A 15,498-nucleotide genomic window follows, 5' to 3' on the forward strand; every position below is an offset into this window, starting at 1 on the left:
CGTGAACACATGTCGTATAAACTCCGCAAACGAGGCAGAGAGTTGGCGCGCGGCCATTGCCCCTCAGCCCCCCTCTGGCCCCAGAATGCGACAGCGCCGTCCGCACATTCCCCCGTACCACAGGTCTCCCAAGTGAGAGGCGACCCACCATGCCGCTGCATGTCCCCCCGGCTCCCGCGCCCGCCCTGCGCAGCGTCCTCGCGGCACTCGGTTCCCCCACCGCCGTCCACGAGGCGCACACTCCCTCCCTGCGCGCACTCCAGGGGCCGCTGACCGCCGAACTTCCGCTTCCGGTGCACGTCCTCGACCGGCTGCACACGCCCCACCACCTGGCCACGGAGGGCCGGCCGCCCCGCACCCGGCTCACCGGCTGGCGGTTCCTGATCCGCAGCGGAGAGCGTTTCGTCGCCGCGGCCGACACCCGGCTGACCCCGGACGGCTGGGCCTTCTCCCACTTCTTCGAGGGCCCCTATGTCGCCGCCACCGAACGGGCCCTGCGCCAGGCTGAATCGCTCGGCACGAACTACCAGCCGAGACTCCTGTCCGTACCGGAGCTGTACATGCTCACCCTGTGGCTGCACGGGGCCGTGGGCGCCGACGCCTCCGCCGGCCTGCCGGCCGCCGCGGACCTGCTGATTCCGCTGGCACCGGCCCCGCCCGGCATCGCCCCGTACCGGGCGCACCCCGTGTCCGAACTGCTGCCCGTACTGACCCACCGGCTCACCCCGCCGGTTCCCCCTTCACTGGCTGCCCCGGCCGCCTGACCACCCCGTTGACCCGGACGGACCATTCGGCCTAGCCCACTCGGACCAGTGTCGAACCACCCGAAATGACAGGGGAGTTGACCTGAACCGCCCGCACGAGTGATGCGTCATCAATCAATGAGGACAGCTGCCGGGAAATCCCTGCGGAGTCAGTGCCGTAGGGCAACACTGGGACCCTGACCAAACCAAGACAGTGATACGGGGGGCGGCCATGAACAAGGCTTCGAGCCGCAGCACACAGACCACACCGCAGCGAAAGAACGCATCCATGTGCCAGCACCAGCCAGCGTGCCCGTCAGCCGACTCCGCCGACCGGGAGGCCGCGCAGCCCGTGGCCAACCACCCGGAACAGGGCTGGAGCCTGCTGTGCAATGGCGTCCTGCTCTTCGAGGACACCGGTGAGCTGCTGCCGGACGGCCAGATCATCGCTCCGCACCGCCCGCTCGCGGCGGCGCAGGTGATGAAGGCGGCCTAGCCGACGACAGCGACGTCAGCACCAACAGCGACGTCAGCACGGCAGCGACGTCAGCACCGACAGTGACCGCTGCACCGACAGTGACCTCTGCACCGACAAGGGGCCGGCCCAGGAGCGAAGCTCCCGGACCGGCCCCTTCGTCATGCCGTGCGACTCGGTCGCCGTCGGCTCAGTTGTCGTACTCGTCCAGCGGCGGGCAGGAGCAGACCAGGTTCCGGTCGCCGAAGGCGCCGTCGATCCGGCGCACCGGCGGCCAGTACTTCTCGGCCGGCGTGACACCGCCCGGGAAGACGGCCTCGTCGCGGCTGTACGGGTGGTTCCACTCGCCGCCCAGCGCCGCCGCCGTGTGCGGGGAGTTGGCCAGCGGGTTGTCGTCCACCGGCCACTCGCCGCCCGCGACCCGCTCGATCTCGCCGCGGATGGCGATCATCGCGTCGCAGAAGCGGTCGATCTCGGCGAGGTCCTCGGACTCCGTCGGCTCGATCATCAGCGTGCCGGCGACCGGGAAGGACATGGTCGGCGCGTGGAAGCCGTAGTCGATCAGGCGCTTGGCGATGTCGTCCACGCTCACGCCCGTCGCCTTCGACAGCGGGCGCAGGTCGATGATGCACTCGTGCGCGACCAGGTTGGCCGGGCCGGTGTAGAGCACCGGGTAGTGCGGCTCCAGGCGCTTGGCGATGTAGTTGGCGCCGAGCACCGCCACCTGCGTGGCCCGCTTGAGGCCCTCGCCGCCCATGAGGCGTACGTACGACCAGGAGATCGGCAGGATGCCGGCCGAGCCCCACGGCGCGGCCGAAATCGGGCCGACGCCCGTCTCGGGACCGGCGGTCGGCTGGAGCGGGTGGTTCGGCAGGTACGGGGCCAGGTGCGCCCGGACACCGACCGGGCCCACGCCCGGGCCGCCACCGCCGTGCGGGATGCAGAAGGTCTTGTGCAGGTTCAGGTGCGAGACGTCGCCGCCGAAGTGACCCGGCTTGGCCAGGCCCACCAGGGCGTTGAGGTTGGCGCCGTCCACGTAGACCTGGCCGCCGGCCTCGTGCACCTGGGCGCAGATGTCGGCGACGTGCTCCTCGAACACACCGTGCGTCGAGGGGTACGTGATCATCAGCACGGCGAGCTCGTCGCGGTGCTGCTCGATCTTGGCACGCAGGTCGTCCGCGTCGACCTCACCGTCGTCGGCGGTCTTGACGACGACGACCTTCATACCGGCCATCACGGCGCTGGCGGCGTTGGTGCCGTGCGCGGAGGACGGGATGAGGCAGATGGTGCGCTGCTCGTCGCCGTTGGCGCGGTGGTAGGCGCGGACAGCTAGCAGGCCGGCCAGCTCACCCTGGGAGCCGGCGTTGGGCTGGATGGACACCTTGTCGTAGCCGGTGACCTCGCAGAGACGTTCCTCCAGCTCGGTGATGAGCGTGAGGTACCCCTCCGCCTGCTCGACCGGAGCGAACGGGTGCAGCTGGCCGAATTCGGGCCAGGTGACCGGCTCCATCTCGGTGGTCGCGTTGAGCTTCATGGTGCAGGAGCCCAGCGGGATCATGCCGCGGTCCAGCGCGTAGTCCTTGTCCGAGAGCTTGCGCAGGTAACGCAGCATCGCGGTCTCAGAACGGTGCTGGTGGAACACCGGGTGGCTCAGGTACGCGTCCGAGCGCAGCAGGCCCTCGGGCAGCACGTCGGCGGTGGTCTCGTCGAGGGCCTCGATGTCGGCGGTCACGCCGAAGGCGGTCCAGACGGCCTCGATGCCGGCGCGCAGGGTGGTCTCGTCGCAGGAGACGGAGACCTGGTCGGCGTCGACCTGGAACAGGTTGACCCCGCCCTCGCGAGCGGCGGCGACGACCTCGGCGGCCTTGCCGGGCACCCGCGCGGTGATGGTGTCGAAGTACGAGCCGTGCACGATCTCGACCCCGCCGGCCGTCAAGCCGGCCGCGAGCAGAGCCGCGTAGCGGTGCGTACGGCGGGCGATCGTCCGCAGGCCGTCGGGGCCGTGGTAGACGGCGTACATGCCGGCCATGACGGCGAGCAGCACCTGCGCGGTGCAGATGTTGCTGGTGGCCTTCTCGCGGCGGATGTGCTGCTCGCGCGTCTGGAGCGCGAGGCGGTACGCCTTGTTGCCGTCCGCGTCCACGGACACACCGACGAGGCGGCCGGGCAGCGAGCGGGCGTGCTTGTCCTGGACGGCCATGAAGCCGGCGTGCGGTCCGCCGAAGCCCATCGGGACGCCGAAGCGCTGGGTGGTGCCGACGGCGATGTCCGCGCCCAGCGAGCCCGGGGAGGCCAGCAGGGTGAGGGCGAGCAGGTCGGCGGAGACGGCGACGATCGCGCCGAGCTCGTGGGCCTGGTCGATGACCGGCTTGATCTCCCGTACCGCGCCGGAGGCGCCCGGGTACTGGAGCAGCACGCCGTAGACACCGCGCTCGGCGATCTCGGCCGGGATGCCGTCGGACAGGTCGGCGACGACGACCTCGATGCCGATCGGCTCGGCGCGGGTCTCGATCACGGCGATGGTCTGCGGCAGCGCATCGGCGTCGACCAGGAAGATGTTGCCCTTGGCCCTGCCCACACGGCGGGCCAGCGTCATGGCCTCGGCGGCCGCGGTGCCCTCGTCGAGCAGGGAGGCGCCGGAGGTCGGCAGGCCGGTCAGGTCGGCGACGACGGTCTGGAAGTTCAGCAGCGCCTCGAGGCGGCCCTGCGAGATCTCGGGCTGGTAGGGCGTGTACGCCGTGTACCAGGCCGGGTTCTCCATGACGTTGCGCAGGATCACCGGCGGCGTGAAGGTCCCGTAGTAGCCGAGACCGATCATCGACGTCAGGACCTGGTTGCGGTCGGCGAGCTGACGCAGCTCGGCCAGCACCTCGGCCTCGGTCCGCGCCTCGGGCAGGTTCAGCGCGGCGGCGGTCTTGATCACATCAGGTACCGCGGCGGCGGTCAGTTCGTCCAGCGAGCCGTAGCCCACCTGAGCGAGCATCTTGGCCTGCGCCTCGGCGTCCGGGCCGATGTGGCGCTGCTCGAAGGGGATGCCTCGCTCCAGCTGAGAGAGCGGAATGCGGTTGGCGGTCATGTACGGAGGCCTCCTGGTCGTACGACCTGCGAGGGGCACCACGGCGCGGGCACCCGGACGGCCTCCCCCTCTGTCATCTCAACCTGAGAGTTTCACCGGTCCTCCTGGGTATGGCCCGTGAGGTCCGGCTTTCACCGTCGGTGAGGAGAGGAACCGGCACTGCGCGCCCGGTACCCGCCCCTGCTTTCCAGAGTGGCCTCATCCGTGCGGTACGTATGCCTGAGAGATTCCGGGGAGGATTTGCTCCTTCGGCGCCTCCGTCGAACTCACTCGGAGGACTCTCCCGCACGGGGTCGACAGCCGTCCCCCAGCCTACCAGCGAGGATCCCGGGACCTCCCTCGAGTGGCCCCCTCTGCGAATATGCACTTTTGTAGTCATTACGGAGGAGTTGCGACCAATGGAGGGACGGGACCGTGCAGACCGACATCGATCCGCGCAGCCTGATCGGCCGCAAGGCGTTCGACCGCAATGGCACCAAGATCGGCACCGTTGACGAGGTCTACCTCGACGATGCCACAGGCGTCCCGGAATGGGCCGCCGTCCGAACGGGCCTCTTCAGCCGGGACGCGTTCGTGCCCCTGGAGCCGAGTGAGGTGGTCGGAGACACCCTGCGGGTGCCCTTCGAACGCTCCCTGATCAGGGACGCCCCCGATTTCGGCGTCGGCCGCCACCTCTCCCCCGAGCAGGAGCTCCAGCTCTACCACCACTACGGCCTGGACCTGGCCCTCCCCTCCGACTTCCACCACTCCCCGCCCCTGCCCCCGCTCCCCGCGGACGACCGCGACTTCGGCCGCCTGGCGGGCGAGGAGGGCTGACCGCCCGGGCCAGGGCCCGCACCCGGTCCTCCCGGCGGGCGCCCGCCCAGGCCCTGCGAGGCCGGCTCCAGGCCGCCGGCGCCGTTGGGCAGTCCCACGCAGCTCCGTCCACGCCCAAGGCGGCCCCGCCCGGCACCCGGCCCGGCCGGGTCAGCCGCCGGTCGGTCCCCTGGGGTCTGCGGTTGCCTGTCCCGGCTCCCCCACCAGCGGCAGTGGGTCGGACGGCTCCAGCTCGGGGTCGTCCACCCGGAAGGTGCGCACGCGGCCCGGCGGCGACCCGGGCTGCTCGAACCGCACGGTCACCCGCCCGACCCCGCTGCCCTGCACCCACCCCGGCCCGTACACCGCGTGCCGTACGTCGCTCCCTGCCGCCCAGCGCCGCTCGGGAGCGACCTCGGGCTCCCCCGGCAGCTCGGGCGCCTCCCGGTCCGCTACGGGACCTGTGGCCCCGCCCACCGCACTGGACACTTCCGGCGCGCCCGGCGCGCCCGCCGCATCCGCCGCATCCGCCGCATCCGCCGCACGACGGTCATCCACCCCGTCCGGCCCATCCACGTCGGCCCCGGAACCCGCGCCGGCCCCCTCCCCACCAGCGGCGAGCGCCTGGGCGAACAGATCCTCCTGCGTGTAGTCCGCCAGCCCTGTCACCCCCACCCCCAGCAGCCGCACCCCGCCCGTGGTGTCCACCGCCTCCAGCAGCCGCGCCGCCGCCTCCCGCACCACCGACGGGTCGTCCGTCGGCCCGCGCAGCGTTTCGGACCGGGTCAGCGTCGAGAAGTCGTAGCGCCGCACCTTGAGCACGATCGTGCGCCCCGAGTGCCCGGACCCCCGAAGCCGCTGCACGCACCGGTCCGCGAGCCGCTGTACCTCGTTCCGGATCCGGACCCTGTCGTGCAGGTCCACGTCGAAGGTGTCCTCCACGGACACCGATTTCGCATCCCGCTCCGCGACCACCGGCCGGTCGTCCAGCCCCAGCGCCATCCGGTACAGCCCGACCCCGTGCGCCCGACCCACCATCCGGACCAGCTCGTCCTCACCGGCCTCGGCCAGCGCGCCCACCGTGGTGATCCCGGCCCGCCGCAGGTGCTCCCCGGTGGCCGGTCCCACCCCGGGCAGGGTCCGCACCGACATGGGCGCGAGCAGCTCCCGCTCGGTTCCCGGCTCGATCAGCAGCAGCCCGTTCGGCTTGGCCTCCTCGGAGGCCACCTTGGCCAGCATCTTCGACCCGGCCAGCCCCACCGACCCGCTGAGCCCGGTGGCGGCCAGGATGTCGGCCCGCAGCCGCTCCCCCGTCGCCCGGGCGGTCCCGGAGTCGAAGGCGGTGCCGCCCGCCTCCAGGTCGACGAAGGCCTCGTCCAGGCTGAGGGGCTCCACCAGCGGGGACAGCTCCCGCAGCAGCGCCATGACGGTGTCGCTGACCGCCCGGTACAGGCTGAAGCGGGGGATCAGATAGGCGCCGTTCGGGCAGAGCCGCCTGGCCTGGGCCGTCGGCATCGCCGAATGCACCCCGAAGCGCCTGGCCTCGTAGGAGGCGGTGGCGACGACCCCGCGCGGGCCGAGCCCGCCGACGATCACGGCCTTCCCGCGCAGACTCGGCTTCGACGCCTGCTCCACGGAGGCGTAGAAGGCGTCCATGTCCAGATGCAGGATGGTCGGCGCGGCTCTCACAGCACCGATGCTGCCCTACGCCACTGACATCGCGGCGGCACCGGAGCGGGAACCGGGGCCCGCCCTGAGGATCAGGCCCCGGGGCACGCCCTAACCGGCCCGGTTGCGCCGCGCCGCGAGCTCGTCGGCCGGGTTGTGCCCGACCATCGTCTCGCCGGTGTCGACCCGTTCCCCGTGCAGCTGCGACAGCGCGTTCTCGACATCGCGCCAGACCACGCCGACCGCGATGCCGAAGATTCCCTGCCCGCCCTGGAGCAGGCTCACGACCTGGTCGGGCGAGGTGCACTCGTAGACGGTGGCGCCGTCGCTCATCAGCGTCATCCGCTCAAGGTCCGCGATACCCCGGTCATGCAGGTGCTGCACGGCCGTGCGGATGTTCTGGAGCGCGACCCCTGTGTCCAGGAAACGCTTGACGATCTTGAGGATGACCACGTCCCGGAAGCTGTACAGGCGCTGCGTGCCCGAGCCGTACGCCGGGCGGACACTGGGCTCCACCAGCCCGGTCCGCGCCCAGTAGTCGAGCTGCCGGTACGTGATACCGGCCGCGGCGCACGCCGTTGGTCCCCGGTAGCCGATCTGCTCGGGCGCCGGCTCGCCGCCCACCGGAGCGACCGGCGTCGACTCCGGCTGACGGCGCGCGGAGCCGACCGCTCCACCGCGCAGCGGGTACGGCCCACCCTCACTCCGTACGGGGATGCCCCCGGTCGTACCGTCGCCCGTGATCCTCACGCCGACCCTCCGTCCTTGACCTGCCACCTTGAAGGTAGGCAGTCACCAGGGGTGCGTCAACGATCGCCACACTCGGCACGCCGAGTGATAATCACCCTGAGAGTGGTTTCCCGTGCCCCTTAACGGGGAAAGGCTACTCGAATGGGCTGACACTCCCCGGTGGACGACTCGGCCGACGCCTCACTGCGGCCCGGTGCCGAAGTCCTCGGGCGAGATCTGGTCGAGGAACTCACGGAACTTCTCCACCTCGTCCTCCTGCTCGTCCGGAATGGCGATTCCGGCGTCGTCGAGCACGCCGTCACTGCCGTAGATCGGCGTCCCCGTACGCAGGGCCAGCGCTATGGCGTCGGAAGGCCGCGCGCTCACCTCGACCCCGCTGGCGAAGACAAGCTCCGCGTAGAAGACGCCCTCCCGCAGATCCGTGATGCGGACCTCGGTGAGCTCCTCGCCGATCGCCTCCAGCACGTCCTTGAACAGGTCGTGTGTCAGCGGCCGGGCAGGGGCCATGCCCTGCTGCGCGAAGGCAATGGCGGTCGCCTCCCCTGGTCCGATCCAGATGGGGAGGTACCGGTCGCCTCCCACTTCACGCAGGAGCACGATCGGTTGGTTGGAGGGCATTTCCACCCGGACACCCACAACGTCGAGCTCGTTCACACAGCAACCCTAGGACCTGCCCGGCAGGTTTGGGTAGTCGGGCCCCTCGAGGTCAGTGCAGCCGGACCCCGAGAGCGGTCTGTACGAGGGCTTCGTGCAGCCTTACCGAGAGCCCCGCGAGCTCTTTCATGGTGGCTTCGGCATGCGCCCTGGTCTGCGGGTTGCGATGCCGGCGCAGTGGTGCCACGACCTGCTCCACCAGCCCGGCCTCCCGGTCCGCGGCAGCCTTCATCGCCCGCAGATGCCTGGGCTCGAGCCCGAATCGGCCCAGATCGGCCACCAGCCGGGCCACAGTGACCGTCTCGGCGTCGAATCCGCCACCGGGAGCCTCGGCGATGAGGCCGTACGACTCCCACTCCACGAGTTGGACCTCGTCCACCTCGGCGGCCGCCATCAGCTCGGCCCGCCCCACGCGGGCCACGGTCGGCCGTTCCCGGCCCACCTCGCCGTACACGGCCGAGGGGCTGTTGGGATCGACGGACTCCCCGTGCGCCGCGGGCGCCGGGATGCGGATCTGCTCGCCCCGGTCAAGCGCGTCGAGCTGCTCGCGGATGACCTTCAGTGGCAGGTAGTGGTCGCGCTGCAGGCGCAGGATGCGGGCGAGCCGCTCCACGTCGTCGGTGCTGAACTTGCGATATCCGGAAGGTGTGCGCCTGGGCTCGACGAGCCCCTCCGCCTCCAGGAAACGGATCTTCGAAATCGTGACTTCGGGGAACTCGTCGCGCAGTGTGGTGAGCACGGTGCCGATGCTCACCAGCCGTCCGGACGAGCCGGCGGTGCCGTTCTTGGGGGCACCGCCGGTCGGGGTACGCAGCATGGGACCTTCCCTGGGGTGAGGGTCCCCCCGGACAGAGTCTGGGGGGCGGGGGTCCCCCCGGACGGAGTCTGGGGGCGTCAGACGCTCCGCAGGCTCGCGTAGAAGACCAGCCGGTACTTGCCGATCTGCACCTCGTCGCCGTTGTGCAGGGCGACCGAGTCGATCGGCTCACGGTTCACGTACGTGCCGTTGAGGCTGCCCACATCGGAGACGGTGAAGCCGCCTTCCTGGCCCCTGCGGAACTCGACATGGCGCCGGGAGACGGTGACGTCGTCCAGGAAGATGTCGCTCTGCGGGTGCCTGCCTGCCGTGGTCAGCTCGCCGTCCAGCAGGAAGCGGCTGCCGGAGTTGGGCCCGCGCCGCACGATCAGCAGAGCGGAACCCGGAGGCAGTGCTTCCACCGCGGCCTGGGCCTCGGGGGACAGCGAGGACGACGCGTGCGCTTGTCCCGACACCTCGGCCTCGTAGGCCTCAAGGCCCGAGATCGAGATGGTGGACGTGGTCTCCGAGGCACGCTCCGGCGTCAGACCCGCCCGCAGCGGCGCCCCGCAGTTGGAGCAGAATCGGCTGGCCGCATCGCTGCGGTGCCCGCACCTGCTGCAAACCTGCTCGGCCGACATGGACGGCTCCTCGCGCCGCGGCTGCCCCGCGGAGGCATTGGTGGCATACGGGTCGGAGGCAAACCCTCCACCCGTACTTGAGGTTGATGGTTCACCGAAACCTATGCGTCCGGTACCAGCAGGGTCAACAGCCGACGCGCCCTGCGCGCCCGAAATATCCCCTGCGCCGGCCACCTCGTCACGGAAGAGCGGCCGGTCGCCCTGCCCTTCCACGTCTCCATGCCCCGCGCGGTGCCTGGCCGCACCACTCTCCTCGCGGTTCTTCTTGCCGAACAACTTCTCAAACAACTTCACGGGCGATTCCCCTTGACCGAAACAGACCCGCCCGTGGGGCAGGACGAACTCCGAATGCAACACCTGCCGACCCGGACATACTGACAACGTCCGTAACCACCAGACAGTTTCCACCACGCACCGCGACTTCAGTGCGCCGACCCCCCGCAGGCTTCAGCCCGCGTGAGCTCCACCTTCCGTCCCACCTCACGGTGATGACGACCGAGCGTAGTCAGGCTGCTTCGCAGCCCGCAAGGCATCCACAACGATCTTCGCCGACCGTGTGACGGCGACGGTGGCCTGTTCCTTCTCCAACGTCTGGACGACACCGCCGGGAATGTTGAGCGCCGGCTCCAGATCCTGCGACTTGCCGATCACCCTGAATTCGTAGGGTTGTGAGATCTTCGTACCGTCGATCCCGATCCCATTGCCCTCGTCCGAGAAGTACGAGCTCGCCACGATGCGCACACCATTGATCTGGATCGCCTCGGCGCCGGCCGCCCTCAGCTCCTGGAGGGTGTCCAGCAGCTGATCGGACTGCACCTGGCCCTTGAGATCGGTGATCTTCAGGGTGATACCCGGTCCCTGCGCTGCCACGGTACCGGCCAGAATGCCCAGTTGACGTTCCTTCTCCACGGTCTGCTTCCGAGCCTCCTCCGCCTGGTTGGAGCTGCTCTCCAGCTCCCTGCGCTGGTCCTCCAGCTTCTGCTTCTCGTCCTCCAGGCGCTTGGTCCGACCGTCGAGTTCGTCGAGGATCCGGACCAGGTCCTCCTGGCGGGCTCCGCGCAGCGCACTGGAATCGCTGTTGGAGCGCACCTGGATGGCCAGGCCCAGACCGAGAAGGAACAGCAGCGCCGCGACGATCAGTTGGGCACGGCTCACCCGCGGCGGCCACAGACCGGCCGCCAGTCGCTGTCGGCCCGTCTGCGCGGGCTCCGCGGCCTGCGCCTGCCCCTCTTTAAGAGGCTGCTCGGGAACGTTCGGTTCCTCGGGCGGAGTGTCGTTCGTGTTCATCGGCCTCACGCCCGGAAAACGTGCCTGCGGATGGCCGCGGCGTTGGAGAAGATGCGGATACCCAGAACGACGACCACACCCGTGGACAACTGCGAGCCGACACCGAGCTGGTCGCCGAGGAAGACGATCAGCGCGGCCACGACCACGTTCGACAGGAACGACACCACGAAGACCTTGTCCACGAAGATGCCGTCCAGCATCGCGCGCAGACCGCCGAACACCGCGTCCAGCGCCGCCACCACGGCGATCGGCAGATAAGGCTCCACCACGGCCGGCACTTCGGGCCGGACCAGAAGTCCGGCCACCACTCCGGCCACGAGGCCCAGTACCGCGATCACGATGCACCCTTCTTCGGCTCTACTGCTGTAGCTGTACGTACGGTCAGACTGGACGCGGCCGGCAGCCGCACCTCGTTCACGGCGGACAGGGTGTAGCGGATCCCGTAGCTCTCCTGGAGCACATGAAGGTACTGGCCGTCCGCGGAGTCCTGGAACTTCGTGCCGAGCCGCTTCTTGTCACCGATCGCGAGCACCTCGTACGGCGGCACCAGCGGCTTGTTGTCGACCAGTATCGCGTCACCCGCGGCCCTGATGGCCGACAGTGCCGTCAGCCGCTGCCCATTGATGGAGACCGCCTCCGCCCCGGACTGCCACAGCCCGTTGACGATCTTCTGCATGTCCCGGTCCCGCAGCCGGCCGGTGTCCGAGAACCCGGCGCTCTCACGCGGACCGTCACCGCCGCCCGACGAGGAACCCTTCGCATCGTCCACGACCAGCTTGACGCCGGGTCCGTGGACCTCCGTGGCACCCGACAGCAACGCCACCAGCTGGCCCTTGTCCCCGCCCTGCTGCTTGAGCGCCTCACGCTGGCGGTCCGCGACGTCCCCGCGCAACCGCTCGATGTCCCGCTCCACACCGTCCGCGTGATCGTCCGCCCGCTGCACCCGGTCGATCAGCTCCTGGCGCTCCTTGGCCAGCACCGGCGCCGACACCCGGGCCTGGGCGGCGCCCAGCGTGACGACCATCGCTGCGAGCACGAGCCCGGCGGCGAGCGCCAGCTTGGCCTTCAGGGTCCGGGGCAGTCCCGCCGTACCCTCCGCCTCACGCCGGGCCGAAGCCTCCGCATAGCCCTCGTCGAGAGTGTGGTCCATCACGTGCGTCAGCAGCGACATGGAAGCGTCCGGGCGCGCGGGGGGCGTGGCCGAACTCCGGTTGTTGGGCGGCTGCGACATGCCGCACATCGTCGCATGTCGGCGCCGCCCGCACCGAATGCACCCGTCCGGCGGGCCAGGGCCGCAGACTCGCCGCCCCGGCCCGCCGGACTCCGGTCCTACGTCCTCAGTGCCCGGCTCCGTCCACCACGGCCGCCCACTCGTCCAGCAGCGCCTGCGCGGACGCGTCGTCGGGACCCTCGGCCCACAGGTGCGTCACCGCCTCCGCCGGGTCCGGCAGCACGAGCGCCCACCGCCCGTCGGTCTCGACCACCCGCACCCCTTCGGTGGTGTCCACCTGCCGCTCGCCGGCTACCTCCACGACCCGCCGCATGACGAGCCCCTTCACCGCCCACGGCGTCGGCACATCCCGCTTCAGCACATGCGCCCGCGGAATCCTGGCGTCGATCTGGCTCAGCGTGAGCTGCGTCCGCGCCACCAGACCGATCAACTGGACGAAGGCCGCCGACCCGTCGAAGACACTGCTGAACTCCGGGACGATGAACCCGCCCCGGCCGTCCCCGCCGAAGATCGTGTTCTCGGCACGGCCCACCCGGGTCAGATCGTCGGGCGAGGTCGTCGTCCACTCCACCTGGGTCCCGTGGTACGCCGCCACCTGCTCGGCGACCCGGGTCGTGGTCACCGGAAGCGCCACCTTGCCGCTGCGCTTCTCGGCCGCCACCAGGTCGAGCAGCACCAGTAGCGCCCGGTCGTCCTCGATGATCCGCCCGCGCTCGTCCACCAGGGAGATCCGCTCCCCCACCGGGTCGAAGCGCACGCCGAAGGCCGCCCGCGCCGAGGCGACGATCTCCCCGAGCCGCACCAGCCCGGCCCGCCGGGACTCCGCGGTCTCCGTCGGCCTGGTCTCGTCGAGCCCCGGGTTGATCGTCAGCGCGTCCACCCCGAGCCGGCCCAGCAGGCTCGGCAGCACGAGCCCGGCGCTGCCGTTGGAGGCATCCACCACCACCTTGAGCCCGGAATCGGCGATCCCGGTGGTGTCCACCCGCCGCAGCAGCGACCCGGTGTAGGCATCAAAGAGGCTTCCCGGGAACTGGAGGTCGCCGATCTCGCCGGGGAACGCCCGCCGGTACTCCTGGCGCGCGTACACCCGGTCTAGCTTGCGCTGCTGCTGGAGCGAGAGATCCGCTCCGCGCTCGTCCAGGAACATGATGTCCACCGAGTCCGGCACCCCGGGCGAGGTCCGCAGCATGATCCCGCCGGCAGTGCCTCGGGCCGTCTGCTGCCGCGCCACGGGCAGCGGCACGTTCTCCAAGTCCCGGACGTTGATGGCGCTGGCCTGAAGCGCCGAGATCACCGCCCGCTTCAGCGCTCTCGCACCGCGGGAGTGGTCACGGGCCGTGGTGACCGTGGCCCCCTTCTTCAGGGTCGTCGCATAGGCGCCGGCGAGCCGGACCACCAGCTCAGGGGTGATCTCCACGTTCAGGATCCCGGAGACACCGCGTGCGCCGAAGAGATGTGCCTGCCCGCGCGACTCCCAGATCACAGACGTGTTGACGAAGGCACCCGCCTCGATCGTCTTGAAGGGGTAGACCCGCACATTCCCCTGAATGATCGATTCCTCGCCGACGAGGCACTCGTCACCGATGACGGCCCCGTCCTCGATCCGGGCGGCCCGCATGATGTCGGTGTTCTTGCCGATGACGCAGCCGCGCAGATTGCTGTGGGGCCCGATGTACACGTTGTCGTGCACGACCGCCTTGTGCAGGAAGGCCCCGCTCTTGACGACGACGTTCGACCCGATGACCGTGTGCTCGCGGATCTCCACGCCGGCTTCGACCTTGGCGTAGTCCCCGATGAACAGCGGCCCGCGCAGCACCGCGTCAGGGCTCACCTCGGCACCTTCGGCGACCCACACCCCGGGCGAGATCTCGAAGCCGTCCATCTCGACCTGGACCTTGCCCTCGAGTACGTCGGCCTGCGCCTTGACGTAGCTCTCGTGCGTGCCGACGTCCTCCCAGTAGCCCTCGGCCACATAGCCGTAGATGGGCCGGCCTTCCTTCATCAGCTGCGGGAAGACATCGCCCGACCAGTCCACCGGAACATCCGGGTCCACGTAGTTGAAGACCTCGGGCTCCATCACGTAGATACCGGTGTTGACGGTGTCCGAGAACACCTGTCCCCAGGTCGGCTTTTCCAGGAACCGCTCGACCTTTCCTTCCTCGTCCACAATGGTGATGCCGAATTCCAGCGGATTCGGCACCCGGGTCAGGCATACCGTGACGAGTGCGCCCTTCTCCTTGTGGAAGTTGATGAGATCGGTGAGGTCGAAGTCGGTGAGCGCATCTCCGGAAATGACGAGGAACGCATCGTCCTTCAAGGCTTCCTCGGCGTTCTTCACACTGCCGGCGGTGCCGAGTGGCTTCTCCTCGTTGGCATAGGTGAGCTCCATCCCGAGCTCCTCGCCGTCACCGAAGTAGTTCTTGACCAGGGATGCCAGAAACTGCACGGTGACCACGGTCTCGGTGAGCCCGTGCCGCTTGAGCAGCCTGAGCACATGCTCCATGATCGGCCGGTTGACCACCGGCAGGAGCGGCTTGGGCATGCTCGAGGTCATGGGGCGAAGACGCGTGCCTTCGCCACCGGCCATCACGACGGCCTTCATGTCGGAAGAGTCCTCCTTGAGAGACGACGTTCTTGCCGACCTCACCCGTCCCGACGGTGACTCCGCAATTCTTCCGCGTCAGCCCGGCGCCGAGCGAGATCAATCGGCCGCGGTGTCCGCCTTCACGAGTCGGCGGACTTGCACCACGTAAAGGATTCCTGCCCACCAGTAGAGGGTTGTACCCCATCCGGCGAACGCCCATCCGAAAACTGCCCCCGTCCAGGCCAACCAACCCGTACCGTCACTGAGCAGTAGCAAGGGGAACGCGTACATCAGGTTGAAGGTCGCGGCCTTGCCGAGGAAGTTGACCTGCGGCGGCGGATAGCCGTGGCGCCTGAGGATCCAGACCATGACCAGGAGCATCAGCTCACGGGCCAGCAGCGCCCCTGTGAGCCACAACGGCAGAATCTCGCGCCAGGTCAGACCGAACAGCGTGGACAGGATGTACAACCGGTCCGCGGCAGGATCGAGCAGCCGTCCGAGGCTGCTGATCTGATTCCAGCGCCGGGCCAGCTTCCCGTCGAGGTAGTCGCTGACCCCGCTGAGCATCAGGACGGCGAGTGCCCATCCGTCGTGCTTCGTCAGGATCAGCCACAGGAACAGGGGTACGCCGGCGAGGCGAGCCATGCTCAGGATGTTCGGAATGGTGAAAATTCGGTCAGTCTGAACCCGAGTCTCCTGGACCTCCACCCGGGGGCCTCCACTGTGACTGTAGAAATATCGAAACCTGTCCCCTGACCCTACAGGAGACCCGGCGTGGGTCCTGAACGCAGAAAAGCC

14 protein-coding genes and 1 riboswitch are annotated in these 15,498 nt (G+C 69.6%); of the genes, 3 read left to right on the plus strand and 11 right to left on the minus strand.

Annotated elements, in window-relative coordinates:
- Positions 1-149 precede the first annotated feature (149 nt).
- Positions 150-764, plus strand: coding sequence for a hypothetical protein (locus J7I97_RS12585; protein ID WP_214933891.1), 615 nt, complete (start codon positions 150-152; stop codon positions 762-764).
- A gap of 268 nt (positions 765-1,032) precedes the next feature.
- Positions 1,033-1,239: a DUF5999 family protein gene (locus J7I97_RS12590; RefSeq protein WP_285441086.1), complete on the plus strand. Its 207-nt coding sequence runs from the start codon at positions 1,033-1,035 to the stop codon at positions 1,237-1,239.
- 169 nt (positions 1,240-1,408) lie between these two features.
- Here J7I97_RS12590 and gcvP read toward each other — a convergent pair whose 3' ends face one another.
- A complete protein-coding gene (gcvP, locus tag J7I97_RS12595) occupies positions 1,409-4,294 on the minus strand; it encodes an aminomethyl-transferring glycine dehydrogenase (RefSeq protein ID WP_214933895.1) in 2,886 nt (961 codons plus the stop codon).
- A 197-nt stretch (positions 4,295-4,491) separates the two neighbouring features.
- Positions 4,492-4,590, minus strand: a riboswitch (glycine riboswitch).
- Between the two features lie 118 nt (positions 4,591-4,708).
- Between gcvP and J7I97_RS12600 the strand changes: the two genes are divergently transcribed.
- Positions 4,709-5,110, plus strand: a complete 402-nt coding sequence (locus J7I97_RS12600; protein WP_214933897.1) for a PRC-barrel domain-containing protein — start codon at positions 4,709-4,711, stop codon at positions 5,108-5,110.
- Positions 5,111-5,260: 150 nt separating this feature from the next.
- On the opposite strand, the gene J7I97_RS12605 is transcribed toward J7I97_RS12600, so the two are convergent.
- The 10 genes from J7I97_RS12605 to J7I97_RS12650 all read right to left on the minus strand — a co-directional run bounded on the left by J7I97_RS12605 (position 5,261) and on the right by J7I97_RS12650 (position 15,408).
- Positions 5,261-6,778, minus strand: coding sequence for a DNA polymerase IV (locus tag J7I97_RS12605; RefSeq protein WP_214933899.1), 1,518 nt, complete (start codon positions 6,776-6,778; stop codon positions 5,261-5,263).
- Between the two features lie 90 nt (positions 6,779-6,868).
- Positions 6,869-7,507: a MerR family transcriptional regulator gene (locus tag J7I97_RS12610; RefSeq protein ID WP_214933901.1), complete on the minus strand. Its 639-nt coding sequence runs from the start codon at positions 7,505-7,507 to the stop codon at positions 6,869-6,871.
- 180 nt (positions 7,508-7,687) lie between these two features.
- The gene (locus tag J7I97_RS12615; protein ID WP_030009777.1) at positions 7,688-8,161 is read right to left on the minus strand and encodes a bifunctional nuclease family protein; all 474 of its coding nucleotides are present in this window, start codon (positions 8,159-8,161) and stop codon (positions 7,688-7,690) included.
- A gap of 52 nt (positions 8,162-8,213) precedes the next feature.
- The gene (locus J7I97_RS12620) at positions 8,214-8,978 is read right to left on the minus strand and encodes a MerR family transcriptional regulator (RefSeq protein WP_214933903.1); all 765 of its coding nucleotides are present in this window, start codon (positions 8,976-8,978) and stop codon (positions 8,214-8,216) included.
- A 77-nt stretch (positions 8,979-9,055) separates the two neighbouring features.
- Complete coding sequence (locus tag J7I97_RS39565; RefSeq protein WP_285441084.1) at positions 9,056-9,598, minus strand: FHA domain-containing protein; 543 nt, start codon at positions 9,596-9,598, stop codon at positions 9,056-9,058.
- 480 nt (positions 9,599-10,078) lie between these two features.
- Positions 10,079-10,885 (minus strand): DUF881 domain-containing protein, encoded by an 807-nt coding sequence (locus tag J7I97_RS12630; RefSeq protein WP_251049661.1) that lies wholly within the window; start codon positions 10,883-10,885, stop codon positions 10,079-10,081.
- A 5-nt stretch (positions 10,886-10,890) separates the two neighbouring features.
- Entirely contained in the window at positions 10,891-11,223 is a 333-nt protein-coding gene (locus tag J7I97_RS12635) for a small basic family protein (RefSeq protein WP_214933907.1), read from the minus strand.
- Positions 11,220-12,125, minus strand: coding sequence for a DUF881 domain-containing protein (locus J7I97_RS12640; protein ID WP_214933909.1), 906 nt, complete (start codon positions 12,123-12,125; stop codon positions 11,220-11,222). Before J7I97_RS12640 ends, J7I97_RS12635 begins: the two co-directional genes overlap by 4 nt.
- Positions 12,126-12,222: 97 nt before the next feature.
- A complete protein-coding gene (locus J7I97_RS12645; protein WP_214933911.1) occupies positions 12,223-14,718 on the minus strand; it encodes a mannose-1-phosphate guanyltransferase in 2,496 nt (831 codons plus the stop codon).
- Positions 14,719-14,817: 99 nt separating this feature from the next.
- On the minus strand, positions 14,818-15,408 hold the full coding sequence (locus J7I97_RS12650; RefSeq protein ID WP_214933913.1) for a CDP-alcohol phosphatidyltransferase family protein: 591 nt from the start codon (positions 15,406-15,408) through the stop codon (positions 14,818-14,820).
- Positions 15,409-15,498: the final 90 nt, after the last annotated feature.

This window comes from Streptomyces sp. ISL-87 (genome assembly GCF_018614095.1).
Lineage (GTDB): Bacteria > Actinomycetota > Actinomycetes > Streptomycetales > Streptomycetaceae > Streptomyces.